The sequence below is a fragment of the Streptomyces bicolor genome, from assembly GCF_000719285.1.
Lineage (GTDB): Bacteria > Actinomycetota > Actinomycetes > Streptomycetales > Streptomycetaceae > Streptomyces > Streptomyces bicolor.
The window spans coordinates 32487-58353 of record NZ_JOFS01000015.1 but is presented as its reverse complement, the minus strand read 5'-3'; the positions used below and the strand labels follow the sequence as shown (position 1 = coordinate 58353).

At 71.3% G+C, this 25867-nt stretch carries 26 protein-coding genes and 1 riboswitch; of the genes, 10 read left to right on the top strand and 16 right to left on the bottom strand.

What is annotated here, in order from left to right:
* Nucleotides 1–175 precede the first annotated feature (175 nt).
* A complete protein-coding gene (locus tag IF78_RS0120800) occupies nt 176–1549 on the bottom strand; it encodes a metallophosphoesterase (RefSeq protein ID WP_031477640.1) in 1374 nt (457 codons plus the stop codon).
* A 57-nt stretch (nt 1550–1606) separates the two neighbouring features.
* Nucleotides 1607–1846 (bottom strand): SCO4848 family membrane protein, encoded by a 240-nt coding sequence (locus IF78_RS0120795; RefSeq protein WP_031477638.1) that lies wholly within the window; start codon nt 1844–1846, stop codon nt 1607–1609.
* 91 nt (nt 1847–1937) lie between these two features.
* Here IF78_RS0120795 and IF78_RS0120790 point away from each other — a divergent pair, with 91 nt between their 5' ends.
* Nucleotides 1938–3224 (top strand): D-alanyl-D-alanine carboxypeptidase family protein, encoded by a 1287-nt coding sequence (locus tag IF78_RS0120790; RefSeq protein ID WP_031477637.1) that lies wholly within the window; start codon nt 1938–1940, stop codon nt 3222–3224.
* On the opposite strand, the gene IF78_RS0120785 is transcribed toward IF78_RS0120790, so the two are convergent.
* From IF78_RS0120785 to IF78_RS0120770, 4 genes are read right to left on the bottom strand one after another with little or no spacing between them, the layout of a single operon-like run.
* Nucleotides 3172–4254 (bottom strand): YihY/virulence factor BrkB family protein, encoded by a 1083-nt coding sequence (locus IF78_RS0120785; RefSeq protein ID WP_078662527.1) that lies wholly within the window; start codon nt 4252–4254, stop codon nt 3172–3174. The genes IF78_RS0120790 and IF78_RS0120785 overlap by 53 nt on opposite strands.
* Nucleotides 4242–4709 carry a GtrA family protein gene (locus IF78_RS0120780; protein WP_031477634.1) on the bottom strand — a complete coding sequence of 156 codons (468 nt, stop codon included), beginning with the start codon at nt 4707–4709 and terminating at the stop codon, nt 4242–4244. The genes IF78_RS0120785 and IF78_RS0120780 overlap by 13 nt, the downstream gene beginning before the upstream one ends.
* Nucleotides 4703–5695: a decaprenyl-phosphate phosphoribosyltransferase gene (locus tag IF78_RS0120775; RefSeq protein ID WP_031477633.1), complete on the bottom strand. Its 993-nt coding sequence runs from the start codon at nt 5693–5695 to the stop codon at nt 4703–4705. The genes IF78_RS0120780 and IF78_RS0120775 overlap by 7 nt, the downstream gene beginning before the upstream one ends.
* On the bottom strand, nt 5688–6224 hold the full coding sequence (locus IF78_RS0120770; protein WP_031477632.1) for a phosphatase PAP2 family protein: 537 nt from the start codon (nt 6222–6224) through the stop codon (nt 5688–5690). Before IF78_RS0120770 ends, IF78_RS0120775 begins: the two co-directional genes overlap by 8 nt.
* 133 nt (nt 6225–6357) lie before the next feature.
* Here IF78_RS0120770 and dprE1 point away from each other — a divergent pair, with 133 nt between their 5' ends.
* Nucleotides 6358–7713, top strand: a complete 1356-nt coding sequence (gene dprE1 / locus IF78_RS0120765; protein ID WP_031477630.1) for a decaprenylphosphoryl-beta-D-ribose oxidase — start codon at nt 6358–6360, stop codon at nt 7711–7713.
* Nucleotides 7714–7776: 63 nt separating this feature from the next.
* On the top strand, nt 7777–8532 hold the full coding sequence (gene dprE2, locus IF78_RS0120760; RefSeq protein ID WP_031477628.1) for a decaprenylphospho-beta-D-erythro-pentofuranosid-2-ulose 2-reductase: 756 nt from the start codon (nt 7777–7779) through the stop codon (nt 8530–8532).
* 170 nt (nt 8533–8702) lie between these two features.
* Here dprE2 and IF78_RS0120755 read toward each other — a convergent pair whose 3' ends face one another.
* Complete coding sequence (locus tag IF78_RS0120755; protein WP_031477626.1) at nt 8703–9281, bottom strand: 2'-5' RNA ligase family protein; 579 nt, start codon at nt 9279–9281, stop codon at nt 8703–8705.
* 125 nt (nt 9282–9406) lie between these two features.
* On the bottom strand, nt 9407–10420 hold the full coding sequence (trpS, locus tag IF78_RS0120750; protein WP_031477625.1) for a tryptophan--tRNA ligase: 1014 nt from the start codon (nt 10418–10420) through the stop codon (nt 9407–9409).
* A 118-nt stretch (nt 10421–10538) separates the two neighbouring features.
* Between trpS and IF78_RS0120745 the strand changes: the two genes are divergently transcribed.
* Complete coding sequence (locus IF78_RS0120745) at nt 10539–11222, top strand: hypothetical protein (protein WP_234439737.1); 684 nt, start codon at nt 10539–10541, stop codon at nt 11220–11222.
* Between the two features lie 13 nt (nt 11223–11235).
* On the opposite strand, the gene IF78_RS0120740 is transcribed toward IF78_RS0120745, so the two are convergent.
* Nucleotides 11236–12684: a glycine hydroxymethyltransferase gene (locus tag IF78_RS0120740; RefSeq protein ID WP_031477622.1), complete on the bottom strand. Its 1449-nt coding sequence runs from the start codon at nt 12682–12684 to the stop codon at nt 11236–11238.
* A 31-nt stretch (nt 12685–12715) separates the two neighbouring features.
* A riboswitch (ZMP/ZTP riboswitch) is annotated at nt 12716–12818 on the bottom strand.
* A 162-nt stretch (nt 12819–12980) separates the two neighbouring features.
* On the opposite strand from IF78_RS0120740, the gene rocD reads away from it, so the two are divergent.
* Nucleotides 12981–14228 carry an ornithine--oxo-acid transaminase gene (gene rocD, locus IF78_RS0120735; protein WP_037640886.1) on the top strand — a complete coding sequence of 416 codons (1248 nt, stop codon included), beginning with the start codon at nt 12981–12983 and terminating at the stop codon, nt 14226–14228.
* A 17-nt stretch (nt 14229–14245) separates the two neighbouring features.
* Here rocD and IF78_RS0120730 read toward each other — a convergent pair whose 3' ends face one another.
* The gene (locus tag IF78_RS0120730) at nt 14246–15430 is read right to left on the bottom strand and encodes a glutathionylspermidine synthase family protein (RefSeq protein WP_031477618.1); all 1185 of its coding nucleotides are present in this window, start codon (nt 15428–15430) and stop codon (nt 14246–14248) included.
* 35 nt (nt 15431–15465) lie between these two features.
* Nucleotides 15466–15825, bottom strand: a complete 360-nt coding sequence (locus tag IF78_RS0120725) for a hypothetical protein (RefSeq protein WP_031477617.1) — start codon at nt 15823–15825, stop codon at nt 15466–15468.
* Between the two features lie 119 nt (nt 15826–15944).
* Here IF78_RS0120725 and IF78_RS0120720 point away from each other — a divergent pair, with 119 nt between their 5' ends.
* Complete coding sequence (locus IF78_RS0120720) at nt 15945–16823, top strand: hypothetical protein (protein ID WP_031477616.1); 879 nt, start codon at nt 15945–15947, stop codon at nt 16821–16823.
* A gap of 57 nt (nt 16824–16880) precedes the next feature.
* Nucleotides 16881–17177 carry a hypothetical protein gene (locus tag IF78_RS0120715; protein ID WP_158751455.1) on the top strand — a complete coding sequence of 99 codons (297 nt, stop codon included), beginning with the start codon at nt 16881–16883 and terminating at the stop codon, nt 17175–17177.
* Here IF78_RS0120715 and IF78_RS0120710 read toward each other — a convergent pair.
* A complete protein-coding gene (locus IF78_RS0120710; protein ID WP_031477614.1) occupies nt 17129–18721 on the bottom strand; it encodes an aminotransferase-like domain-containing protein in 1593 nt (530 codons plus the stop codon). The genes IF78_RS0120715 and IF78_RS0120710 overlap by 49 nt on opposite strands.
* 47 nt (nt 18722–18768) lie before the next feature.
* On the opposite strand from IF78_RS0120710, the gene IF78_RS0120705 reads away from it, so the two are divergent.
* From IF78_RS0120705 to IF78_RS0120695, 3 genes are read left to right on the top strand one after another with little or no spacing between them, the layout of a single operon-like run.
* Nucleotides 18769–19290, top strand: a complete 522-nt coding sequence (locus IF78_RS0120705; protein WP_031477612.1) for a carboxymuconolactone decarboxylase family protein — start codon at nt 18769–18771, stop codon at nt 19288–19290.
* Nucleotides 19291–19330: 40 nt separating this feature from the next.
* Entirely contained in the window at nt 19331–19522 is a 192-nt protein-coding gene (locus IF78_RS0120700) for a carboxymuconolactone decarboxylase family protein (RefSeq protein WP_234439736.1), read from the top strand.
* 8 nt (nt 19523–19530) lie between these two features.
* Complete coding sequence (locus IF78_RS0120695; protein ID WP_031477610.1) at nt 19531–20274, top strand: isocitrate lyase/PEP mutase family protein; 744 nt, start codon at nt 19531–19533, stop codon at nt 20272–20274.
* A 3-nt stretch (nt 20275–20277) separates the two neighbouring features.
* Here the strand turns inward: IF78_RS0120695 and IF78_RS0120690 are convergent, their stop codons facing one another.
* From IF78_RS0120690 to IF78_RS0120675, 4 genes are read right to left on the bottom strand one after another with little or no spacing between them, the layout of a single operon-like run.
* Complete coding sequence (locus tag IF78_RS0120690; RefSeq protein WP_031477609.1) at nt 20278–21240, bottom strand: ABC transporter substrate-binding protein; 963 nt, start codon at nt 21238–21240, stop codon at nt 20278–20280.
* A 1-nt stretch (nt 21241) separates the two neighbouring features.
* Nucleotides 21242–23188, bottom strand: coding sequence for an ABC transporter permease (locus IF78_RS0120685; RefSeq protein WP_031477608.1), 1947 nt, complete (start codon nt 23186–23188; stop codon nt 21242–21244).
* Entirely contained in the window at nt 23188–24279 is a 1092-nt protein-coding gene (locus IF78_RS0120680) for a quaternary amine ABC transporter ATP-binding protein (protein ID WP_031477607.1), read from the bottom strand. Before IF78_RS0120680 ends, IF78_RS0120685 begins: the two co-directional genes overlap by 1 nt.
* Nucleotides 24279–25808, bottom strand: a complete 1530-nt coding sequence (locus IF78_RS0120675) for a GMC family oxidoreductase (protein ID WP_031477605.1) — start codon at nt 25806–25808, stop codon at nt 24279–24281. Before IF78_RS0120675 ends, IF78_RS0120680 begins: the two co-directional genes overlap by 1 nt.
* Between the last annotated feature and the right edge of the window lie 59 nt (nt 25809–25867).

Here is a 25867-nt window from a genome sequence, read left to right as displayed (position 1 = left end):
CAATGGATTGCGCCACTCCCCTTAGTGGCGCGCACACCTAATCACACGTGTTTCAGCAGGGGGAAGGGAATTCGGGTGACATGGGAAAGAACTTACCTACGGGCGTTTCCAGCGGGTTTCACAGGCTGTTCACAGGCAGGATGCCGCGGCCGTACGGCCGTTCGGGGCCTAGTCGTCAGGCCTGACGGGACGCCAGCTCGATCACCGTGATGTCCGAGGGGGCGCCCACGCGCGTCGGCGGGCCCCAGGCGCCCGCGCCCCGGCTGACATACAACTGGGTGTCGCCGTAACGCTCCAGGCCGGCCAGGGTGGGGTTCGCCAGGCCCGCGATGAGGTTGCCGGGCCACAACTGGCCGCCGTGCGTGTGGCCGGAGAGCTGGAGGTCGACGCCGTGGTCGACGGCGTCATGGATCTGAACCGGCTGATGGGCGAGGAGCACGCACGCGCGTGCCCTGTCCCGGTCGCCGAGGGCCTTGGCGAAGTCGGGGCCCTGGCCCTCGCTCTCGCCCGAGACGTCGTTGACACCGGCCAGGTCGAAGTGGGGCAGTTCGGTGCGGGCGTTCTCCAGCGGGCGCAGGCCCAGGCGGCGTACCTCCTCGACCCACTGCTCGGCCCCCGAGAAGTACTCGTGGTTGCCGGTGACGAAGAACGCCCCGTGTCTCGCCCGGAGCCCGGCGAGCGGGGCCGCCGCCGGGCCGAGGTCCTTCACGCTGCCGTCCACCAGGTCGCCGACCACCGCGATGAGGTCGGGCTGGGTGCCGTTGATCGTGTCGACGACCTTCTGGGCGAAGCCACGGCCCAGGACCGGGCCCAGGTGGATGTCGCTGACGACCGCGATGCGGTAACCGTGCGCCGCGCGCGGCAGCTTCGCCAGCGGGACGGTGACCCGCTTGACCGTCGGTCCGCGCAGGACGCCGTAGGTGCCGTAACCGACCGTGCCGACCGCGGCCGCCGCGGCGGCACCGGCGAGGACACGGGAGACGAACAGGCGGCGGGTGGGGGTGGCCAGGGGGCGGGACGGGTCGGCGGAGTCGGGGGCGGGCGTGGGGGACGACGACTCGTCGGGTGCGGACGGGAGCGTCCGGTTCTCGGCCGGCTTGGTGGCGGGCGTCGTGACGGCAGCCGTGGCGGTCGACGCAATGGATGCCCCGGCGGCGGGTGTGGCCACCGTCACTCCGGCCGGTACCGGCTCGGGCTCCGGCTCCCGTACGGCTTCCTCGGCGCGCGCCCGCCGCTCGAGCAAGCGCCGCAGCAGCGGCCGTACGAGTTCACCCGCCAGCACACCCAGCAGCAGGTATATCGACAGGGCCAGCCACAGGAAGCCCGGCCAGGCCAGGATCTGCTGGAGCCGGAAGGGGGCGCCCGCGCGTTCGGCGACGAACGCCCCGACCGTCAGCGCCCAGCCACCGGCGATCACCACCACACCCGCGCGGCGCGCGAAGCCGGGCCCGCGCGTCGTGTCGCGGAACAGACGGCGCCACACCCACCAGTTGCCCGCCACCAGGGCGGACAGCACGAGAAGTGCGACAAGCGCGAAGACGATGACCACGCCGACGTTCCCTTTCCGTTGCGTGCTGAGTGAACGTCCCGGGTCGTGGCCGAGTTCCTATGGCGTGCGGCGCAGTGCGCGCACTCCACGCAACCCGATGACCCCGATGACCGTCCCCAATACGAAGGAGACGACAGCCAGCAGCAGGTGCACCCAGAAGTACGCCGTCGGGTGACCGTCGTCGAAGGCGAGCCCGCTGCTGTCCTTGATCAGGTTTTTGACGAAAGTGACCCAGATGACCCAGCTCCACACCCCGAAGGCGAGCAGGAACCAGGAGACGGGGCGGCTGAGCTTCATGCATTCAGTATCACCGTCGCCCATCCGGTTCCCTGAGCGGGGTGGGGCCGGAAGCGGGACTTCCATGGGAACGGCATGTACTTTCTCCGTCGTGCCCGCACCCAAGAAGACCGCCAGGCGATCCCTGCTGGTCACTTCCGCCGTCCTGTCGTCCCTCGCGCTGACCGCGCCCGTCTCCCACGCGGCTCCCAAGCCGTCACCGAGTACGAGCCCGTCGGCCACTCCCCCGGCCGGCATGTCGACCGTGGGCGGAGAGCGGTTGGGGCGGCCCGGGACTCAGGTGAACCTCGCGAGCGGTGTCCCCGTCCTGCCCAAGGACCTGACCGCGCGCTCCTGGATCATCGCCGACGCCGAGTCCGGCGAGGTGCTCGCCGCGCACAACTCGCACTGGCGGCTGGCGCCCGCGAGCACCATGAAGATGCTGTTCGCCGACACGGTGCTGCCGAAGTTCCCGAAGACCATGACGCACAAGGTCGTCCCGTCCGACCTGGCCGACGTCGGTTCCGGCTCCAGCATGGTCGGGATAAAGGAGGGCGAGACGTACTCCGTCCACGACCTGTGGCTCGGGGTCTTCCTGCGCTCCGGCAACGACGCGGTGCACGTCCTGTCGAAGATGAACGGCGGGATCAAGAACACCGTCGAGGAGATGAACGAGCACGCCGAAGAACTCCAGGCCCTCGACACGCACGCCGTGTCCCCCGACGGCTACGACGCTCCGGGCCAGGTCTCGTCCGCGTACGACCTCACCCTGATCGCCCGGTCAGGGCTGCAGAAGAAGGACTTCCGCGAGTACTGCTCGACCGTCACCGCCAAGTTCCCGGGCGAGACGACGAAGAACAAGAAGGGCAAGTCGGTCCGCGGGTCCTTCGAGATCCAGAACACCAACCGGCTGCTGGCCGGCGACAGCGACCTCCCCGTCTACCAGGGCATCGCGGGCATCAAGAACGGCAACACCACCAACGCCGGAGCCACCTTCACCGGTGTGGCCGAGCGGGACGGCAAGGTGCTGCTCGTCACGGTCATGAACCCGGAGAAGAGCGAGCACAACGAGGTCTACAAGGAGACCGCGAGCCTCTTCGACTGGGGCTTCAAGGCGGCCGGCAAGGTGCAGCCGGTGGGTGAGCTGGTGCCGCCGAAGAGCGCGGCCCAGGCCAGCGCGCAGCCCGGTGCCAACGACGCCGGGGAGGCCGGTGGCACCGGGGACGGCGAGGGGCCCTCGAAGCCGGCGGTGGGTGCCTCGGCCGCCGGCGGCTCCAGCGGCATCGGAGTCGCGCTCGGAATCACCGGCGGGGTGGTGGTGCTGCTCGCGGCGGGTGCGTTCCTGATCAACCGCCGGTGGCCGCTGCCCGACCTGGTGCGCCGTCGGGGCCGCTCCTGACGCCGGGCTTCCCGGACTCGCCGGTTGATCCTCCGGAGTCGTCGGCTGAATCTCGGGACTCGTCGGCCGACTTTCCGGATTCGCCGGCCGATTCACCCGACTCGTCGGCCGGCTCCTCGGACGGGCCAGACGGCTCTTCGGACTCGTCGGCCGACTCTTCGGAGTGGTCGGCGAGTTCGACGTCCTTGCCCTGTGTCGCAGTCCAGGCGGCGCAGAACACCACCAGCTTCGCCGTGAAGTTGATCCACAACAGCAGGGCGACCGGCACGCCGAACGCGCCGTACATGCTCTTCGCGGCCACGCCCTGCATATAGCCGCTGAGCAGCAGCTTCAGCAGCTCGAACCCGATCGCGCCGATCAGCGCCGCCACCATCAGCCGGCGGCGCGGCGGTTCCACGCCGGGCAGCAGGGTCAGGACGTACAGCAGGAGCAGGAAATCGGCGAGTACGGCGACGAGGAACGCGGCGACGCGCAGCAGGATCCCGCCCCAGCCGCCCTCGTCGATGCCGAGTTGCCGGGTGATCCAGCCGACCATGGCGGAGGCGACCGCGGAGGCGGCGATCGTCGCGAGCAGGGCGCCGCCGAGGCCGACCAGGACGCCCGCGTCCTTGGCCTTGCGCAGGACGGGGTTCTCCTCCTCGTCGGGCAGCTCCCACACGGCGCGCAGACACTCGCGCATGGAGCCGACCCAGCTGATACCGGTGAACAGCAGGACGGCGCCGGCGATGAGGCCGACGGTGCCGGCGTTCTGCACCAGGGCGTCGATGTCGAGCTGGTCGGAGATGCCGGGCACCTGGTCGGCGAGCTTGTCCTCCAGCTTGTTCTGCTGGTCCTGGCTGAGCGTCGCGGCGGCGATCGCGGCGGCGAGCGTCAGCAGCGGGAAGAGCGCGATGAAGCTGATGAAGGTCATCGCGGCGGCCAGCCGTGTCCACTTCACCCGGTCCATGCGCTCGTACGACCGCCACGCGTGCGTGGCCATCAGCCGGGCCACCGCGGGCCCGACGCCGGGAAGTCTCTTCAGCCAGTCCATGATCCGACTCTGCCCTCCGTGCGGAAGACCAATGTCCGAGTGCCCCAAAACCTCACGGCAGTAGCCAGCGCCATACCGATGCCGGCCCCGGAGACGATGTCCGCACGCCGGGAGGTGAAGCCGAGGCCGTAGTGGCTCACGGTGAGACACAGCAGCTGTACGGCCGCCCCGGCGGCGTTCACCGCGAGGAAGACGGCACAGGGGCGCAGGCCTCTCGGGCGCGTGTGACGGTAGGTGCCGAGGGCGTTCCCGGCGTAGGCGACCGCGCATCCGGCGACGAAGGAGAGGGCCTTGGCGGTGAGGGGGCCGAGGGCGGCCGGGCCGCGGAGCCAGGTGAAGAGTGCGAGGTCGACGGCGTAGGCGAGGAGACCGACGGTGGCGAAGCCGAGGAGTTCACGGCGGGTGGTTCTCGGGCCGTGATCGCGCCGGCCGGCCCACGCGCGCGTGCCTACCAATCGGCCACCGCCAACCCGTACATCGCCAGCCACACCACTGCGATGACGGCGAGCGCGCGGTCGCGCAGGACGACGTCCTCGGGTTCGCCCGCCGTGCCGCGGTCGGCGAAGACGGCGTAGCGCAGGATCGCGAGGATGAAGGCGACCATGGAGAGCTGACGCCAGGGCAGCACGCCGGAATGCGGGACGCCGCCCTCCTCCATGGCCCACAGGCAGTACCCGAGAACGGCGACCCCGGCCGCCAACTGCCAGACGAAGCGCAGGTAGCCGGTGGTGTACTCGGTGAGCAACGCACGCGTGGCGCCCGCCTTCCCGGCCATCTGCACGGCTTCGGAGTAGCGCTTGGCCGACACCATGAACAGCGCCCCGAACCCGGTCGTGATCAGGAACCAGCGCGACAGCGGGATCCCGAGCGCGAGCCCGCCGGCCATCGCCCGCATCAGGAACCCGGTCGTGACGACGGCGAGGTCGACGACCAGGACGTGCTTGAGGCTGACGCAGTACGCCAGTTGCATGCCGAGGTACGCCGTGAGCAGCCCCGCGACAGTGGGCGAGGTCAGCCAGGCCGCGGCGGTCGGTGCGAGGACGGCGAGGGCGCCCCCGACGGCGTACGCGACGGGCACGGGCACCTGTCCGGCGGCGACCGGACGTCGTCGCTTGGTGGGGTGCGAGCGGTCCGCCTCGGCGTCGCGGGCGTCGTTGATCAGATAGACGGCGGCGGCACAGGCGGTGAAGAGGGCGAAGACGAGGGCGAGTTGCGTCGCGGCGTGGATCGAGAAGAGCCGTCCGGCGGCGGCCGGGGCGGCGACGACCAGGACGTTCTTGACCCACTGCTTGGGCCGCGCGGTCCTGAGGAGGCCCTTCACAAGCGCGCGGACGCCGCCTTCGCGGGGCGGTGGCACGGCCTGCCGTGGGGGCGTGCGCTGCTCACGAAGCGCCGCTTGACTGGGAGCTGCGGCATTCGTGAGGGGCGCGGTCTCAGACATGGGCGCTCCCTCTCCACATCCAGCCCGACCCTGCGCACGCCGCGACCGCACCCAGGGCCGCGCCCGCCACCACGTCCGAGGGATAGTGAACGCCGACGACCAGGCGCGAAAGGCACATCGCGGCGGCGAGCGGCGGGATCGCGTAGGCGCCGAGCGCGCCGTAGGCGACGGCGGCCGCCGCGGCGGAGGTCGCGTGGGAGCTCGGAAAGGAGTGCCGGCCGACGGTGCGCACGAGGGGCTCGACATGCGCCGGACGCGGGCGGCGCACCACCCTTTTCACACCCATGCTGACGAGGTGCGCACCCGCAGTGAGCGCCGTACCTCGCAACCAGGCGCCGCGGCGCCCACCGTCCACGGCGGCCCCGGCGAGACCCGCCACCAGCCACAGCGCGCCGTGCTCGCCCACCCGGGAGAGGGCTCGCGCGGCGGAGGCGACACGCGGGTCCCGACTGCGCCCATGGAGCGCCGAAAGGATTCGGACATCTGCGCCCCGGAGGCTTCGATGGTCCTTGTCGTCGAGGTGATCCATGTGGACTCACTGTCCACGCCACCTGTACCAGAACTACGGCAATACTGAACGACATCCCATTAATCACCCATTTCGCGGATGAAAGGGATGTTTCAGGACTAGCTGCATGTAAATGGGCGCTACGGTCGCCGACATGCCTGCCGACACCGTCTCCGTCACGGGATGGGGCCGCACCGCCCCCACCACCGCCCGTCTGATCCAACCCAGGACCTACGAGGAGGCCGCGGCCGCCGTCCGGAACTGCGGGGCCCGCGGAGGCATCCCCAGGGGCCTGGGGCGGGCGTACGGAGACGCGGCGCAGAACGCCGGGGGCGCGGTGTTCGACATGACGGGCCTGGACCGCATCCACGCGATCGACGCCGACGACGGCACCGTGCTGTGCGACGCGGGAGTCTCGCTGCACCGGCTGATGCAGGTGCTGCTCCCGCTCGGCTGGTTCGTGCCGGTGACGCCCGGCACCCGCCATGTGACGGTCGGCGGCGCGATCGGAGCCGACATCCACGGCAAGAACCACCACGTCTCGGGTTCCTTCTCCCGCCACGTCATGTCGCTGGAACTCCTGACCGCCGACGGCGACATCCGCATGGTCCGCCGCGGCACGCCCCTGTTCGACGCGACCACCGGCGGCATGGGCCTGACCGGCGTGATCCTGACCGCCACGGTCCAGCTCCAGCCCGTGGAGACCTCGCTGATGTCGGTCGACACGGAACGCGCGCGGGACCTCGACGACCTGATGGCCCGTCTGGTCGCCACCGACGACCACTACCGCTACTCGGTCGCGTGGATCGACCTGCTGGCGCGTGGCGCGGCGACGGGGCGCGCGGTGCTCACCCGGGGCGACCACGCGCCCCTGGAGGCGCTGCGCGAAGGCACACGCGCGCGGAGAGACCCGCTCGCCTTCCGCCCGTCCGGTCTGCCCGCCGCGCCTTCCTTCCTCCCGGAAGGACTGCTGAGCCGCCGTACCGTGAGCTGGTTCAACGAGCTCTGGTACCGCAGAGCTCCACGCGCGCGTACCGGCGAGCTGCAGAGGCTCGCCACCTTCTTCCACCCGCTGGACGGCCTGCCCCACTGGAACCGGATCTACGGCCGGGGCGGCTTCGTGCAGTACCAGTTCGTCGTCGGACGCGGCCAGGAGGACACCCTGCGCCGGATCGTGCGGCGCATCTCGGAGCACCGCTGCCCGTCCTTCATGGCGGTCCTCAAGCGCTTCGGGGACGCCGATCCCGGCTGGCTCTCCTTCCCCCTGCCCGGCTGGACGCTGGCCCTGGACATCCCGGCGGGCCTGCCCGGTCTCGCCGCCCTCCTCGACGAGCTGGACGAGGAGGTGGCCGGGGCGGGTGGGCGCGTCTACCTCGCCAAGGACTCCCGCCTGCGGCCCGAGTTGCTCGCCGCGATGTACCCGCGCCTGGCCGACTTCCGCGCCCTGCGCGCCGAGATCGACCCGCGCGGGGTGTTCGTGTCGGACCTGGCCCGCCGCCTCGCCCTCTAGAACCCGCCATCAGATCTCTCGGACTCTCAGATCTCTCGGACTCTCAGATCTCTAGGAGCTGTCGTGAAGGACGCCTTCGGTCTCCCCCAGTCCCTGCTCGTCCTCGGCGGTACGTCCGAGATCGCGCTGGCCACCGCGCGCCGACTGATCGCGCGCCGCACCCGCACGGTCCGGCTGGCGGGCCGCCCGTCGCCCGCCCTGGAGCGGTCCGCCGCCGAGCTGCGCGCGCTGGGGGCGGATGTGCGCACCGTGGCCTTCGACGCGCTGGACCCCGAGTCCCACGAGACGGTGCTCGGCAAGGTCTTCGCGGAGGGCGACATCGACATGGTCCTGCTCGCCTTCGGAGTCCTCGGCGATCAGGCACGCGACGAGCGCGTGCCGCTGAACGCCGTCCGGGTCGCCCAGACCAACTACACGGGCGCCGTGTCGGCGGCCCTGGTCAGCGCGAGCGCGCTCCAGTCGCAGGGCCACGGCTCGCTCGTCGTCCTGTCCTCCGTCGCCGGCGAGCGGGCGCGCCGCGCCAACTTCATCTACGGCTCCAGCAAGGCCGGCCTGGACGTCTTCAGCCAGGGCCTGGGCGACGCGCTGCACGGCACCGGCGTCCACGTCATGGTCGTACGCCCCGGATTCGTACGGTCGAAGATGACCGCCGGCCTGGCGGAAGCCCCGCTCGCGACCACGCCGGAAGCGGTCGCGACAGCGATCGAACTGGGCCTGCGACGACGCTCGGAGACGGTGTGGGTGCCGGGCACGCTCAGGATCGTGATGTCGGCGCTGCGGCATGTGCCGCGGGGGCTGTTCCGGCGGCTGCCGCTGTAGGTCCCGGGGGAGCTGGGGCCTCGCATGGATGCCGCGGTTCGGTAGCGCCGCCGGGGGCGCCGGGCTGTATCGATGTGCGGCTCCGCCACGTGGGCGCGACCGGCCACGACGGACCCGCAGACGAACACCCTCACACCGCGGCACTTTCCATCGCGGCCCTGCCTGCGGAGCTAACTCGCGGGAATCGACCCGCGGTCCACATGGCCCGGCTGCGGCGGCACGACGGGCCCCCCGAAGGCGAAGTCCCTCAGCTTGCGCCAGACGCCGTCGGCGCCCTGCTCGTAGAGGGCGAAGCCGGTGCAGGGCCAGCCGGCCTCGTAGTCGGCGAGTTCCTCGAAGGCACGGTCCATCGCCTCGTCGTCGATGCCGTGCGCGACCGTGACGTGCGGGTGGTACGGGAACTGCAGTTCGCGCGCGACGGGCCCGGAGGCGTCGCGGACCTGCTTCTGCAACCAGGTGCAGGCCTCGGCGCCCTCGACGACCTGGACGAAGACGACCGGCGAGAGGGGCCGGAAGGTGCCGGTGCCGGACAGCCGCATCGGGAAGGGGCGGCCGGCGGCCGCGACCTCGACGAGATGCGCCTCGATCGCGGGCAGCAGCGAGGCGTCGACCTCTGTCGGCGGCAGCAGCGTGACATGCGTGGGGATACCGTGAGCCGCGGCGTCGCCGAAGCCCGCGCGCCGCTCCTGGAGCAGGCTGCCGTGAGGCTCCGGGACCGCGATCGACACACCGATCGTTACGGTCCCCACGTCGTCTCCTGTCGTCTGTTGGTGAGCGTGAGTGGCCGCCGTGGCAGCCACTCGGTTATCGACTGTACGGCCACGGCCGCGCTGCGGGCAGGCGCAACCGGAGTGATATGCAGCGCTGTACGGGCTCAGTGCTTGGCGGGCAGGAAGCCCACCTTGTCGTACGCCTGGGAGAGCGTCTCCGCGGCGACGGCGCGCGCCTTCTCCGCGCCCTTGGCCAGGATCGAGTCCAGCGTCTCCGGGTCGTCCAGATACTGTTGGGTGCGCTCCCGGAAGGGCGTCACGAACTCGACCATGACCTCGGCGAGGTCCGTCTTGAGCGCACCGTAGCCCTTGCCGTCGTACTTCTGCTCCAGTTCCGCGATTCCCGTCCCCGTGAGGGTCGAGTAGATGGTGAGCAGGTTGCTGACGCCCGGCTTGTTCTCGGCGTCGTAGCGGATGACGGTGTCGGTGTCGGTGACCGCGCTCTTGACCTTCTTGGCGGTGCCCTTGGGCTCGTCGAGGAGGTTGATCAGGCCCTTCGGCGTGGACGCCGACTTGCTCATCTTGATCGTCGGGTCCTGAAGGTCGTAGATCTTCGCCGTCTCCTTGAGGATGTACGGCTTCGGGACGGTGAAGGTCGGACCGAAGCGACCGTTGAAGCGCTCGGCGAGGTCGCGGGTGAGCTCGATGTGCTGGCGCTGGTCCTCGCCGACCGGGACCTCGTTGGCCTGGTACAGCAGGATGTCCGCGACCTGCAGGATCGGGTACGTGAACAGACCGACGCTCGCCCGGTCCGCGCCCTGCTTGGCGGACTTGTCCTTGAACTGGGTCATGCGGGAGGCCTCGCCGAAGCCGGTGAGGCAGTTCATGACCCAGGCGAGCTGGGCGTGCTCGGGGACGTGGCTCTGGACGAACAGCGTGCAGCGCTCGGGGTCGAGTCCGGCCGCGAGGAGCTGGGCCGCGGCGAGCCGGGTGTTGGCGCGCAGCTCCGCCGGATCCTGCGGGACCGTGATCGCGTGCAGGTCGACGACCATGTAGAACGCGTCGTGGGTCTCCTGCAGGGCCACCCACTGGCGGACGGCGCCGAGGTAGTTGCCGAGGTGGAACGAGCCTGCGGTGGGCTGGATTCCGGAGAGCACGCGGGGTCGGTCAGAGGCCATGTTCACCATTCTCTCAGGTTCCGAAGGCGGGTCCGGAACTGGTCGGAAACAGGTGGGAACCGATCCGTCTCCGGAGGTGTAACAAGGGAGGGGCAGGCGGCGGGAGGGGGTGCGCACGATGCTGCGTCGGTTTGCGGCTTCGGTGCTGGTGCGGGTGGCGGCGACGGGGGTGGTGCTCGCGTGGCCGGTCCTGGTGGCGGCTCCGGAAGCGGTGGCGGACGAGGGCCCACGGTCGGGGCCCGACGTGGCGGTGGTCGTCACCGGCGGTTCGGGACGGTCGACGGCGGTACGGCACGGCGAGCGGGACTTCGTCCGGCTGTGGCGGCTGTTCCAGCCGGAGTCGACCGGGACGCAGCGGGTGCCGGAGGAGTGGGCGGACGGGCGGTATCCGGCGGTACGGCTCACGGTGATGTGGGGGCTGACCGGGATCGGCGGCTGGCCGCAGACCCACCGGCCGCCCGGGGGTGACGTGGCGATGGAGCGGCAGGACCAGCTGCTCCTTGCGCCGGACGGCACGCCATGGATCCGGTCGGATCCGGCGCCGGACGTCCTGGACGACGACATCCGCTGGCACCGTGCGTCACGCCCGGCCTACGAGGAGGTGCGCGGGGCCGGGCTGCTGGATGCCGACCGGGACTCCGCCGACAGCGGGATCAAGGTCTCGGAGGGGGTGTGGTGGGCGGTCGGCGGGCTGGCCGCCGGAGTCACCGGCACGCTGCTGGTGCGCGGCGCGGCGGCCCGGCGCGAGGCCGGACCGCCGCGGGAGGAGCCACGGCAGGAACTGATCGACCTGGACCTGTGAGGCACGCGATCCCTCAGCCGAGGTCGACCTCCGGGTACAGCGGGAAGCCGGACACCAGGTCGGTCGCCCGCTGGGCGATCTCCTCCGCGACCTTCTCGTCCAGGACGTGGGCCGCCTTCGACGGCGCGCCCGACTTCGTCGTGCCGGGCTCCGTCGTGGTCAGGACGCGGTCGATCAGGCCCGCCACCTCGTCCATCTCGGCGGTGCCCAGGCCACGGGTGGTCAGGGCGGGGGTGCCGATGCGGATGCCGGAGGTGTACCAGGCGCCGTTGGGGTCGGCGGGAATGGCGTTGCGGTTGGTGACGATGCCGGACTCGAGGAGCGCGGCCTCGGCCTGGCGGCCGGTGAGGCCGTAGGAGGAGGCGACGTCGATCAGGTTCAGGTGGTTGTCGGTGCCGCCGGTCACCAGGGTCGCGCCGCGGCGCATCAGGCCGTCGGCCAGCGCGCGGGAGTTGTCGACGATGCGCTGGGCGTAGTCCCGGAAGGCGGGCCGGCGGGCCTCGGCGAGGGCGACGGCCTTGGCGGCCATGACGTGCGGGAGCGGGCCGCCGAGGACCATCGGGCAGCCGCGGTCGACCTGGTCCTTGAGGGAGTCGTCGCACAGGACCATGCCGCCGCGCGGGCCGCGCAGCGACTTGTGGGTGGTGGTGGTGACGATCTGGGCGTGCGGGACCGGGTCGAAGTCGCCGGTGAGGACCTTGCCGGCGACGAGACCCGCGAAGTGGGCCATGTCGACCATGAGCGTGGCGCCGACCTCGTCGGCGATCTCGCGCATGATCCGGAAGTTCACGAGACGGGGGTAGGCCGAGTAGCCGGCGACGATGATCAGCGGCTTGAACTCGCGGGCCGACACGCGCAGCGCCTCGTAGTCGATCAGGCCTGTCGCGGGGTCGGTGCCGTAGGAGCGCTGGTCGAACATCTTGCCGGAGATGTTCGGGCGGAAGCCGTGGGTGAGGTGGCCGCCGGCGTCCAGGGACATGCCGAGCATGCGCTGGTTGCCGAAGGCCTGGCGGAGCTCGGCCCAGTCGGCGTCGGAGAGGTCGTTGACCTGGCGGGCGCCGGCCTTCTCCAAGGCGGGGGCCTCGACACGGGCGGCGAGGACGGCCCAGAAGGCGACGAGGTTGGCGTCGATGCCGGAGTGGGGCTGGACGTAGGCGTGGCGGGCGCCGAAGAGCTCCTTGGCGTGCTCGGCGGCGAGGGACTCGACGGTGTCGACGTTGCGGCAGCCGGCGTAGAAGCGGCGGCCGACGGTGCCCTCGGCGTACTTGTCGCTGAACCAGTTGCCCATCGCCAGGAGGGTCGCCGGGGAGGCGTAGTTCTCGGAGGCGATCAGTTTGAGCATCTCGCGCTGGTCGGCGACCTCCTGGCCGATGGCGTCGGCCACGCGCGGCTCGACGGCGCGGATCACGTCGAGGGCGGAACGGAAGGCGGTGGACTCGGTGGAGAGGGGCTCGGCTGACATGGGGACCTCCGGACGTCGTGGACAGCGTTCACGGTACGGCCCAGGCGCACGGCACTCGGTGCTGGACGACACGGTCCAGTGGGCCGCTCCCCGATGGTCGGTCCCATCCCAGCGCGCCAGTCACGGCCCGTCGATCAGCCTACCGGGCGCGCCGACGGGGCATGGTCCCGCGTCCACCATCCGAGCAACGATAGGAAGGGGCCGCAAAGCACTCGTACGGCCGGAAATGGACAGTGGCCACGAGCCTCGTGACTGCCGGAGCACGAGCCCTCGTGGTGGCGGAAACGGAGAGCCCCGTGAGTACGTCGAGCACCACCGAATCCCTGATCGCCGCGGTCGACGCGCACAGCGCGCCCACCTATCACCCGTTGCCGGTCGTGGTGGCGACGGCGGACGGGGCCTGGATGACGGATGTGGAGGGGCGGCGGTACCTGGATCTGCTGGCCGGGTATTCGGCGCTCAACTTCGGGCACGGCAACCGGCGGATCCTGGAGGCGGCGAAGGCGCAGCTGGAGCGGGTGACGCTGACGTCGCGGGCGTTTCATCACGACCGGTTCGCGGCGTTCTGCGAGCAGCTCGCCGAGCTGTGCGGGATGGAGATGGTGCTGCCGATGAACACGGGGTCGGAGGCGGTGGAGACGGCGGTGAAGACCGCCCGGAAGTGGGGGTACCGGATCAAGGGCGTGCCGGCGGAGATGGCGAAGATCGTGGTCGCCACGAACAACTTCCACGGGCGTACGACGACGATCATCAGCTTCTCCACCGACCCGGAGGCGCGGGCGGACTTCGGGCCGTACACGCCGGGCTTCGAGATCGTGCCGTACGGGGACCTGACGGCGATGCGGGAGGCGATGACGGAGAACACGGTGGCCGTGCTGCTGGAGCCGATCCAGGGCGAGGCGGGGGTGCTCGTTCCCCCGGCGGGCTATCTGCCGGCGGTGCGGGAGCTGACGCGGGAGCGGAACGTGCTGTTCGTGGCGGACGAGATCCAGTCGGGGCTGGGACGCACGGGTCGTACCTTCGCATGCGAGCACGAGGGGGTGGTGCCGGATGTGTATGTGCTCGGGAAGGCGCTCGGCGGCGGGGTCGTGCCGGTGTCGGCGGTGGTGTCGTCGGCCGACGTGCTCGGGGTGTTCCGGCCCGGGGAGCACGGGTCGACGTTCGGCGGGAATCCGCTGGCCTGTGCGGTGGCGCTGGAGGTGATCGCGATGCTGCGGACGGGCGAGTTCCAGGCGCGGGCGGCGGAGCTGGGCGAGCATCTGCACCGGGAGCTGGCGGCGTTGGCCGGGACGGGGCGGGTGACGGCGGTGCGGGGGCGCGGGCTGTGGGCGGGGGTGGACATCGCCAGGGCGTACGGCACCGGGCGGGAGGTGTCCGAGAAGCTGATGGAGCGGGGTGTGCTGGTGAAGGACACCCTCACCCACAGCCTCAGGGGCGTGGGCGGTGCCCCCTCGGCGACGATCCGGATCGCGCCTCCCCTGGTGATCGGGAAGGAGGACCTGGACTGGGGGCTCGCCCAGTTGCGGGGCGTGCTAGGGGTTTGAATCTGCGGATCGCCTGTCTACAGGATCACGTGCGGCAGGAAACGCGCGTACTCGTCCGTGATCAGGCCGGACGACTCTCGGATGCCGAGGCCCGCCGACTCGTCCTCGACGACCCAGGCGCCGAGGACGACGTGGTTGCCGTCGAAGGCGGGGAGCGGAGCCAACTGCTGGTAGCAGCAGGGTTCTTCCCGTACGACGGCGGCGGCGCCCTTCTCGTGCACGGTCACCCCCGCACCCTCCCGGCCCAGCAGGGGCTTGGCGACGTAGCCCGTGGTGCTCGCCAGCTCCCTCGGGCCGTCGAGATAGGCGGGCAGGAGGTTCGGGTGGTCCGGGTAGAGCTCCCAGAGGATGGCGAGGAGGGCCTTGTTGCTGAGGAGCATCTTCCAGGCGGGCTCGATCCACAGCGTCGTACCGGTGCCGCCGCCGTTGTCGAGGGTGTCGAGGACGTGGCCGGCGAAGCGGTCGGTGGTGAGCCACTCCCAGGGGTAGAGCTTGAAGCAGCTGCGGATGAACCGGAGTTGGGTGTCGACGAAGCGGCCCGCGAGGTGGTCCCAGCCGATCTCCTCCATGGAGATCCAGCCGGTGTCCAGGCCCGCCTGCTCCGCGGTCTCCTTCAGATAGGCGACCGTCATCATGTCCTCGCCGAGCTCGTCGGCTGAGGAGTACGCGAAGTAGAGCGGGCTGCCCGGCGGGAGCAGGGCGGACTGCTTCTTCCAGGCGGCGACGAGGCGTTCGTGGAGGGAGTTCCACTGGTCGGCGCCGGGGAAGCGCTCCTCCATCCAGAACCACTGGGGCGAGGCGGCCTCGACCAGTGAGGTCGGGGTGTCGGCGTTGTACTCCAGGAGCTTGGCCGGGCCGGTGCCGTCGTAGCGCAGGTCGAAGCGGCCGTAGACGGAGGGAAGTTCGGCGCGGCGGCGCCACGCCTCGGCGACCGCGTCCGCGACGCGCGGGTCGGTGATGCCGAGGTCGGCGAAGCGGTTCTCGGCGACGATGTGCTCGGCCGCCCTCAGGCACATGCCGTGGAGTTCCTCGACGACTTCCTCCAGTGCCTCGACCTCCTCCAGGGAGAAGACGTAGTGGGCACTCTCGTCCCAGTACGGGCGCAGGGAGTTGTCGGGGTGGCGGGTGAGGGGGTAGATGAGCCCCTGCCCCTCGACGGTCTGCTGCCAGCCGGGGCGGGGCTCGATCGTGCGGCGTTCCATGTGCGTGTCCTGGCCGTGTGCTGCCGGTGCCCTGCTCAGCCGCCGCTGCTGCCGGAGCCCGAGCAGCCGAAGCCGCCGCGGTCGACGGCCTCGCTGCGGCTGAAGGTGCCGTAGTCGGCGCGGCCGCCGTCGACGTCGGAGTCGTAGTACCAGGCGGCGTCGCTGCTGCTGGAGCCAGTCTTCTTGCGGCCCTTGCTGTAGGAGGAACCGACGGTGGTGGAGCCGGACTTGCAGTTCTTGTCGGCGATGACCTTGTAGCCCTCGTAGGAGTAGCTGTCGCGGTCGACGCAGCGGCGGTCCGGTTCCGAGCCGCAGGAGGTCAGGGCCGCGGCTATGACTCCCATGCCGCCGAGTACGACCGTGCTGGAGCGCAGCCGACGTCGCGTTTCCGCCATGTGTGTCTCCCCCGATGATCCGGTTGTTGTCCGGCGGACAGCCTAGAGATCGTTGCGAGTGCGGCTGTCGGCGGGCTGGCCTTCTGCCGCTCACCTACAGTCGCTTTGTGCTGTTTGGGATGCTGTGTGCGCTTGGTGCGGCGGTCTGTTTCGGTACGGCCACCGTCCTTCAGGCGATGGCCGCGCGGGTGGCGAGCGCGCAGGGGGGCCGGGGCGGCGAGGCCGGGGTGCTGCTGCGGGCGCTGCGGCAGTGGCGGTATCTGGCGGGGCTGGCGCTGGACGGGCTGGGGTTCGTGTTGCAGGTCGTCGCGCTGCGGGCGCTGCCCATCTACGCCGTCGCGGCCGCCTTGGCGTCCAGCCTCGCGGTGACGGCGGTGGTCTCGGCGCGTTTGCTGCGGGTGCGGTTGCGGCGGGGTGAGTGGGCCGCGGTGGCAGTGGTGTGTGCCGGGCTGGCGATGCTCGGGCTCGCTTCGGGGACGGAGGGGGATCTCGGCGGGTCGGACGCGCTGCGGTTCGCGATGCTCGGGGTGGCTGTGGGGGTGCTGGGGGTGGGGCTGGCCGGCGGGCTGCTGCCGGAGCGCGGACGGGGGCTGGTGCTCGGGCTGGCGGCCGGGTTCGGGTTCGGGGTGGTGGAGGTGGGGGTGCGGCTGATCGACTCCCTCGCGGTGCCGGACCTCGTGGTGAATCCGGCGACGTATGCGCTGCTGCTGGGGGGTGGAGCGGCGTTTCTGGCGCTGACGTCGGCGTTGCAGCGGGGGTCGGTGACGACGGCTACGGCGGCGATGGTGATCGGGGAGACGGTCGGGCCGGCGGTGGTGGGGGTGGTGTGGCTGGGGGATCGTACGCGGGAGGGCTTGGGGTGGCTGGCCGTGCTGGGGTTCGTCGTGGCGGTGGCGGGGGCGTTGGCGTTGGCGCGGTTCGGCGAGCTGCCGCAGGAACCCGCGCCTCCGGCCGACCCCGGGGTTTCCCCGAGGCCTTCCCGGAGGACCGGGGCCTGACCGGATCCCCAGTGTTCCGTTGTACGGCCGGAACAGGGGGAACAGGGGGTGCACGGCATGGCCTCCACCATGAGCGGCCACACCGAGCAGGCCCGGCGTGATCTGGGCCGGCTGGCCGCGCTCGAGCCGAACGGCGAGCTGACCCAACAGCTCGCCGCCCTCCTCGCGGCCTCCCGGCCGGGGGGCGCCCGGGCCGACTGGAGCAAGCGGGTCTGGGAGGTGCTGCAGCGGGTGAGCGCTGTCGTCGGCATCGCGGGTGGCCCGTGTCGGCACAGCACACCGGGGCGACGGCTCCTGGACCACGGTTACGGCAACACCCTGCCCAACGCCTCCAACGCCCCCGCCCACGCATGATCCGGCGGCGTGCCGTAACCCACGACGAGCGCGTCCACCTGCTCCGCTGTGGCGGACTCGTGGCGGAAATAGGTCAGGCCGTGGAGGGCCAGGCCTTGCCAGGCTGCCGCTTGGACCACTGACTTCTCCGTGCCGGGCGGGAGGCGCAGCAGGACGTGGAGGCCGGCCGCGATGCCGGTGACGTCGATGTGGGGGGCGGCTGTGGCCAGGGCCCGGACCAGGGCGTCCCGTCGGCGTCGGTAGCGCAGGCGGGCGGACCGGACATGGCGGTCGTAGGCGCCGGAGGTAAGGAACTCCGCCAGGGTCAGCTGGTCCAGCGCGCCGCACGTGTCCACACGGCCCTTCGCCGCCGTCACCTCCTCGACGAGCGCCGGCGGCAGCACCATCCAGGCGAGCCGCAGGCCCGGGGCGAGGGACTTGCTGGCCGTGCCCAGGTAGACGACGTGGTCGGGGTCCAGGCCCTGGAGGGCGCCCACGGGCTGGCGGTCGTAGCGGAACTCGCCGTCGTAGTCGTCCTCCAGGACCAGGCCGCCGGTACGCCGTGCCCAGTCGACCACCGTTGCCCGGCGGTCGCGGTGCAGGGGCACGCCCATCGGGAACTGGTGGGCGGGGGTGAGGAGTAGTGCCGACTGGTCCGTCAGCTCCTCCGGGTTCGTGCCGAGTTCGTCGAACGGGAGGGGGATCGTGGTCAGGCCGGCCGCCGTCAGTTGGTTCCAGTGCGGAGGCAGGCCGTACGACTCCACCGCCACCGTCTGCGCCCCGCGCGCCCGCAGCACCCTGCCGAGCAGTTGCAGACCGTGCCCGAAACCCGCGCACACCACGATGCGCTCGGGGTCGGCGCGCACGCCCCGCGCGCGGGAAAGGTAGCCGGCGAGGGCGGCACGCAGCTCGACGCGGCCGCGCGGGTCGCCGTAGCCGAGTACCTCGTGCGGCGCGGCGAGGAAGGCTCGGCGGGCGGCCTTGAGCCACTCCGTGCGAGGGAAGGAGGCGAGGTCCGGGGAGCCGGGGAACAGGTCGTAGGTGGGGCCCGGGCGTTGCGGGCGGGGAGGGGCCGTGACGCGGGGTGGGGCGCCGGGCGGGGAGGAGACGTCACGTGCCGCAGCGGCTCCCGGTGGCGCCGGGGCGCCCGTCGGCGGGAGCACCATGCGGCCACCGGCCGTCGGGGACCCCCTGCCGTCGCCGCCCGCCGGCGTCCCCGCGCGATCGCCACCCGCCGGCGTCACAGCACCATCGCCACCCGCCGCACCCCTCGTACCGTCCTCCCCGCCCGCCCCCGTCACCGCCCGGTCCGCCACCCGCGTCCCCGAGCCCTGCCGGGCCGTGAGCCAGCCCTCGGCGACCAGGTCGGCGTAGGCCTCGGCGACCGTGTTGCGGGCGATGCCGAGGTCGGCGGAGAGGGAGCGGGAGGAGGGCAGGCGGGTGCCCGGTGTGAGGCGTCCGGTGCGGACCGCGTCGCGCAGGGCGTCGGTCAGGCCTCGGCGCAGGCCCGGGCCCGCCGGCTCCAGATGGAGGTCGATGCCCAGAGTGGCCCAAGGTTTCCGCATGAAAGTGGACCATACTCCTGGGCTGCTTCCCTTTTAGGGTCGAGATCATGACCACCACGGAATCCACCGCCGCCACGGCAGCCACCACAGTGAAGTACGCCCCCGAGAACCCCGCCCGCCTCGACTGGGCCCAGCACGCCCCCGAGGTCTACAAGGCGATGATCCGGCTCGACGCGGCCGCCCGGAAGGGGATCGAGCCCACGCTCTACGAGCTGGTGAAGATCCGCGCCTCGCAGATCAACCACTGCGCGTTCTGCCTCGACATGCACACCAAGGACGCGCTCGCGGCGGGCGAGAGCGTCGAGCGGATCGTGCAGCTCAGCGCCTGGGAGGAGTCCGCGCACTTCTACACTCCGAAGGAGCTCGCGGCGATCGAGCTGACGGAGGCGGTGACGGTGCTGACGGACGGGTTCGTGCCCGACGAGGTGTACGAGAGGGCCGCGGGGCACTTCGAGGAGGCCGAGCTCGCCCAGCTCATCGCCGCGATCACGGTGATCAACGCCTGGAACCGGTTCGGGGTGACCTGCCGCATGGCCCCGGGGCACTACCAGCCGGGGCAGTACCAGTGAGCGGGAACGGGCCGCGCTCGCGTTGACCGAGGCGGTCACCGTGCTCACTGGGGGCACCTCCCAGGCTTTCGGCTCTGGGGGAGGCTTTCTGCACGACGATGTCCATGACCGTGCCGCCGCGCACTTCGATGCGCCCGAACTCGCCCATCTCATCGGGCTGATCGTCGCCGTCAACAGCTGGAACCGGGTGATGGTCAGCCGCCGCATCCCACCAGGGGGTTACACACCGTGACCGAAACCATGACCGAGGCCACTCCCAAGGCCGCCGCCTTACGCGCACTCCACCGGCGCCGCTCCCCCGGCGACCCGCTGGTCCTGCCCGGCCCCTGGGACGCGGCCAGTGCCCGCGTCTTCGCCGAGGCGGGGTTCCCGGCGCTCGCCACGCCCAGCGCGGGGATCGCCGCCTGCCTCGGGTACGAGGACGGGCGGACCCCCGCGGACGAGATGTTCGCGGCGGTCGCGCGGATCGTCCGGTCCGTCGACGTGCCGGTGTCGGCGGACATCGAGGGCGGGTACGGGATCGCGCCGAAGGAGCTGGTGGAGCGGCTGCTGGAGACCGGCGCCGTGGGGTGCAACCTGGAGGACTCCGAGGACGGGACGCTCAAGGACCCCCAGGCGCACGCCGACTGGCTCGCCGAGGTACGGCACGCCGCCGCCGACCGGGTCTTCGTCAACGCCCGGATCGACACCTTCATCCGGGGCGGCTCCGATCCCAAGAAGGCCGCCGAGCAGGCCATCGAGCGGGCCGCGCTCTACGTCGCCGCCGGCGCCGACTGCGTGTATCCGATCGGCGCCCCCGTCGACGTACTGCCGCTGCTGCGGTCCGGTATCCAGGGGCCGATCAATGTGCACGGCACGGTGACCGGTGGCCCCTCGCCCGCCGAACTCGGCGAACTCGGGGCCACCCGGATCACGTTCGGGCCGCAGCTCCAGCGCGCTGCCGCACAGGCGCTCGGGGACATCGCGGCCGGCCTCACGAGGTGACCGTCAGGACAGCCACGCCTTCCACGTGGACTCGTGGCTGTCCACCCACTTCTTCGCCGCCTCCTCCGGCGCCATCTTCTGCTCGGCGATCATCAGGGAGACCTCGTTCTGGTCCTCGGTCGTCCACTTGAAGTTCTTCAGCAGGGCCGCCGCCTCGCCGCCGTCCTTCGCGAAGTCCGCGTTGAGGTACTTCTGCAGCGGGGTGTGCGGATAGGCGCAGGCCACCTTCTCCGGGTCCGCGTCGCAGCCCTCCTTGTACGCCGGCAGCTTCACCTCGGTCATCGGGACCTTCTTGAACAGCCACTGCGGCTCGTACCAGTACGTCAGGAAGGGCTTCTGCTCCTTGGCGAACTGCTTGATCTGGGTGATCTGAGCCGCCTCGGAACCGGCGAACACCACCTGGTAGTCCAGGTCCAGGTTTTCCACCAGCGCCTTGTCGTTGGTGACGTAGGACGGCGAGCCGTCCATCAGCTGGCCCTTGCCGCCGCTCTCCGCGGTGCGCATCTGCTCGGCGTACTTGTTCAGGTTCTTCCAGTCGGTGACGTCCGGGTGCTCCTTGGCGAAGTACGTCGGGACGTACCAGCCGATGTGCCCGGTGACGCCGAGGTCGCCGCCGTTCACGATCGTCTTCTTGTCCTTGACGTACCGCTGCTCCTCCTCCGGGTGGCCCCAGTCCTCCAGGAGCGCGTCGACCCGGCCCTGACTGAGCGCGTCCCAGGCGGGGACCTCGTCGATCTGGACGGTGTCGACGCGGTAGCCGAGCTCCTTCTCCAGCAGGTACTGGGCGACGGCCACGTTGGCCTGCGCGCCGACCCAGGACTGGACGGACAGGGTCACGGTCCTGGCGCCCTGGGCGTTGGCGAACGGGGACGCCTGCTTGGTCATGTCGGCGGCACCGCAGCCGGTGAGCAGCAGCAGCGAGGACGCGCCGGCGACCAGGGCGGTCGTACGGATACGGATACGCATGTCACGCTCCCTTCTTCGTGCGGCGTTCCGTCGGCTGCGTCACCCGGTCCAGCATCAGGCCCAGGCACACGATCGCCGCGCCGGCCACCAGACCGGTCGCCAGGTCGCCCTGCGCGAGGCCGAAGACGACGTCGTAGCCGAGGGCGCCTCCGCCGACCAGGCCGCCGATGATCACGACGGCGAGGACCAGGACCACACCCTGGTTCACGGCGAGCAGCAGCGCCCGGCGGGCGAGCGGGAGCTGGACCTGCCGCAGCTGCTGGGCGGGGGTCGCGCCGAGCGAGCGGGCCGACTCCAGGGCGGCCGGGTCGACCTGGCGCAGACCCTGGGTGGTGATGCGGACGACCGCGGGCAGGGCGTACACGACGGCTGCGGCGACGGCGGGAGCGCGGCCCACGCCGAACAACGCCACGACCGGGATCAGGTACACGAACTGCGGCATCGTCTGGAACACGTCCAGGACGGGCCGGAGCAGGCGCTCGAAGCGGTCGCTGCGCGCCGCCGCGATGCCGGTCGCGAAGCCCAGGACCAGGGTGACGGCGACGGCCGCCAGGACTTGGGAGAGCGTGTCGAGGGACGGGTTCCACACGCCGAGCACGCCGATCGCGGCCATGGCGAGGACGGCGGTCAGCGCGGTGCGCCAGGTGCCGATCGTCCAGGCCAGCGCGGCGACGATGAGCAGGACCGACCACCAGGGCAGCCACTGCAGGCCGTCGCGCAGGGGGTCGAGGACCCAGGTGGTGAAGTGGGCCGCCCAGTCGGCGGTGCCGCCGATGACGGGCACGCCGGAGTAGAGGTGGTCGGTCATCCAGTCGACGGCGCGGTTGACCGGTTCGGCGATGTTCAGGGCCCAGGTCTCGGGCCAGTCGAGCCGGCCCACGAGACGTCCGGCGACCGCCACGGCCACGGCGGCGACCAGGGCGAACACCCAGGGTGCCCGGCCGTTCGGCTGCGGCTCGTCACCGAGCGCCTCACCCGCCGCCCCGGTCACCCGGTCCAGTACGACGGCGAGCAGCACGATCGGGATGCCGGCCGCGAGTGCCGCGCCGACGTCGACCGAGGCGAGGGCCTGGTAGACGCGGTCACCGAGGCCGCCCGCGCCGATGACCGACGCGATGACCGCCATGGACAGCGCCATCATGATCGTCTGGTTGAGGCCGAGGAGGAGCTCCTTGCGGGCCAGCGGGATCCGGGCGGTCAGCAGGCGCTGGCGCGCGGTGGCGCCCAGCGACTCGACCGCCTCCAGCACCTCCTTGTCGGCGCCGCGCAGGCCGAGGGCGGTGAGGCGGGCCATCGGCGGGGCGGCGTAGACGACGGTGGCCAGGACGGCCGCGGGGACGCCGATGCCGAAGACCAGGACGACGGGGAGCAGGTAGGCGAAGGCCGGGAGCACCTGCATGGTGTCCAGGACCGGGCGCAGCATCCTGTCCATACGGTCGGACAGTCCGGCGGCGAGGCCCAGCAGCGCGCCCACGACGACCGAGGCGAGCACCGCCACGACCATCAGCGCGAGGGTCTGCATCGTCGGGATCCACATGCCGAGGAACCCGCAGGCCAGGAACGCGACGCCGGTACCCGCGGCGAGCCGCAGGCCCGCGACGCGCCAGGCGATCAGCGAGGCCGCCGCCGTGACACCAGCCCATCCTGCGGCGAGCAGCAGCAGGTACACGGCCCGTACGCAGAGCACGACCGCGTTGCTGATGTGGCCGAAGAAGTAGAGGAACAGCGGGTGGCTGTCCCGGTTGTCGATGATCCAGTCGCTGGTCCTGGTGAGCGGGTCGGTGAGGTCGACGGTCAGGGCGTCCGGCCAGGTGCCGCTCGCCCAGCGCGCGTCGGCGAGCGGCACGAGGACGGCCGCCACGACGGCGAGCAACAGCAGTTTGTGGGCGGCACGGTGTTTCAGGACGCCCGGAACCGTACGCGGAGCGGTCGCGGTGATCGTGGCCATCAGACCGCCTCCTTCGCGGTTCCGGCCACCACCTCGAGCAGCGCGTCCGAGTCCACCACCCCGACGCACCGGCCCTTGTCGACGACCCGCGCCGGAGCGCCCGCCCGTGCCACCGCCTCGATCGCCTCCGACACCGTCGCGTCCGGTGCGATCGCCGGGCCGCTGCCCGCCTCGTCCGCCGAGGCGGTCCTCATCGCCGTACGGACCGTCATGACCTGTTCGCGCGGGACGTCCCGGACGAACTCGCGGACGTAGTCGTCGGCCGGGGAGCCCACGATCTCCTCGGGTGTGCCCAGCTGCACGACCCGCCCGTCGCGCATCAGCGCGATGCGGTCGCCCAGCTTCAGCGCCTCACTGAGGTCGTGGGTGATGAAGACCATCGTGCGGCCCTCCTCGCGGTGCAGGCGGACGACCTCCTCCTGCATGTCGCGCCGGATCAGCGGGTCGAGCGCGCTGAAGGGCTCGTCGAAGAGCAGGACCTCGGGGTCCACCGCCAGTGCCCGCGCGAGGCCGACGCGCTGGCGCTGTCCGCCGGACAGCTGGCCGGGCCTGCGGTGTTCCATGCCTTCCAGGCCGACCTTGGCCACCACTTCGGCGGCCCGCGCACGGCGCTCGGCCTTGCCGACGCCCTGGATCTCCAGGCCGTACGCCACGTTGTCGAGGACCGTGCGGTGCGGGAGCAGGCCGAAGTGCTGGAAGACCATCGCCGCGCGGTGGCGGCGCAGTTCACGCAGTCGGGTCTTGTCCATGGCGCGGACGTCCTCGCCGTCGATGGCTATGGAACCCGCCGTCGGCTCGATCAGCCGGGTCAGACAGCGCACGAGGGTGGACTTCCCCGAACCCGACAGGCCCATGACGACGAAGACCTCGCCCTTGCGGACGTCGAAGGACACGTCACGGACCGCCGCCGTGCAGCCGGTGCGGGCGCGCAGCTCGGCGGGGGTGAGGGCGGCCAGCTCCGGGTCGGCGGGGACCCGGTGCGCCTTCGCGCCGAAGACCTTCCACAGGCCCTCCACGGAGAAGACCGGCGCGGTCGGGGGCTTCCGGGTCTCGGGCATGTCGGGCGTCGTGCTCTGGGTCGTCGTACTCATCACGCCTCACCTCCGATCAGGTCGACGGCCTTCTCCCCGACCATGAGCACCCCGATCATCGGGTTCACTGCGGTCATCGTCGGGAACACGGAGGCGTCGGCGATACGAATGCCTTCCAGGCCGCGGATCCGCAACTGCGGGTCCACCACGGCCAGTTCGTCGTCGGCGGCGCCCATACGGCAGGTGCCCGCCGGGTGGTACACGGTGTGCGCGACCTTGCGCGCGTACTCGCTGAGCTCCTCGTCGCCCGTGACCTCCGGGCCGGGGCACACCTCACGCTTGAGCCAGCCGGCGAGCGGTTCGGACTTGGCTATCTCACGGGCGATCCTGATCCCGTCGACCAGCGTCCGCCCGTCGTAGTCGTCCTCGTCGGTGAAGTAGCGGAAGTCGAGCGCGGGCTTCACGGACGGGTCGGCGCTGGTCAGGTAAAGGCGGCCGCGGCTCTTCGGCTTGGGGATGTTCGGGGTCATCGAGACGCCGAACTCCGGCCGCTGGTAGCCCAGTCGCTCCGGGTTGTCCGTGAACGGGATCTGGTAGAAGTGGAACATCAGGTCGGGGCCCTGGTGTTCGGGGTCGCGGCGGACGAACAGGCCCGCGTCGGAGTCCATCGCGGAGTTCTCGGGGATCGGGCCGTGGGTCTCCCAGACGATCACCGACTCCGGGTGGTCGAGCAGGTTCTCACCGACGCCCGGCAGGTCGTGGACCACCGGGATGCCGAGCTTCTCCAGGTCCGCCTTCGGCCCGATGCCCGAGTGCAGCAGCAGGCGGGGCGAGTCGACCGCGCCCGCGCACAGGACGACCTCGCGCCGGGCCCGTACGACGAACTCCTCGCCGTCCTGGGTGCGCACGTGCACGCCCTCGGCGTGCGTGCCGTTCAGCTCCAGGCGGTACGCCCAGGTCTCGAGCAGGATGGTGAGGTTCTCGCGCTCGTCCATCACCGGGTGCAGATACGCCACCGACGCCGAGGAACGCTTGTTGTTCTCGGGGTGGTAGGCGAGGTCGAAGAAGCCGACGCCCTCGGTGAAGGGCTGCTTGTTGAAGCCCTCGACGCGCGGCACGCCGAGCGCGCCCTGTGCCGCGTCGACGAAGTCACGGGCGATGGCGTTCCGGTCCCGCTCGTCGACGGGGACGATGTTGTTCTTCAGCCGGGCGTAGTACGCCTCCATCGGCACCGCGCCCCAGCCCTTGGCGCCGGCCTCCTCCCACTCGTCCCAGTCGGACGGCAGCGGCTTGAAGGCGATGAGGGTGTTGTGGCTCGAACAGCCGCCGAGCACGCGGGCGCGGCTGTGCCGGATGTGCGAGTTGCCGCGCGGCTGCTCGGTCGTCGGGTAGTCGTAGTCCAGCTCACCGCCGAGCAGGCCCATCCAGCGGCGCAGGGTCAGGACGTCGTCACGGCCGACGTCGCTGGGGCCGCCCTCGATGACGGCGACGGTGACGTCGGGGTTCTCGGTGAGACGGGAGGCGATGACGGAGCCGGCGGTGCCGCCGCCTATGACGACGTAGTCGTACTCGTGGGTGTTCTCGGGCATGGGGGTGGTACTCCAAGGGGGTTTTGATCAGGGCTGACTTGAGGTGAGGGGGGACAGGG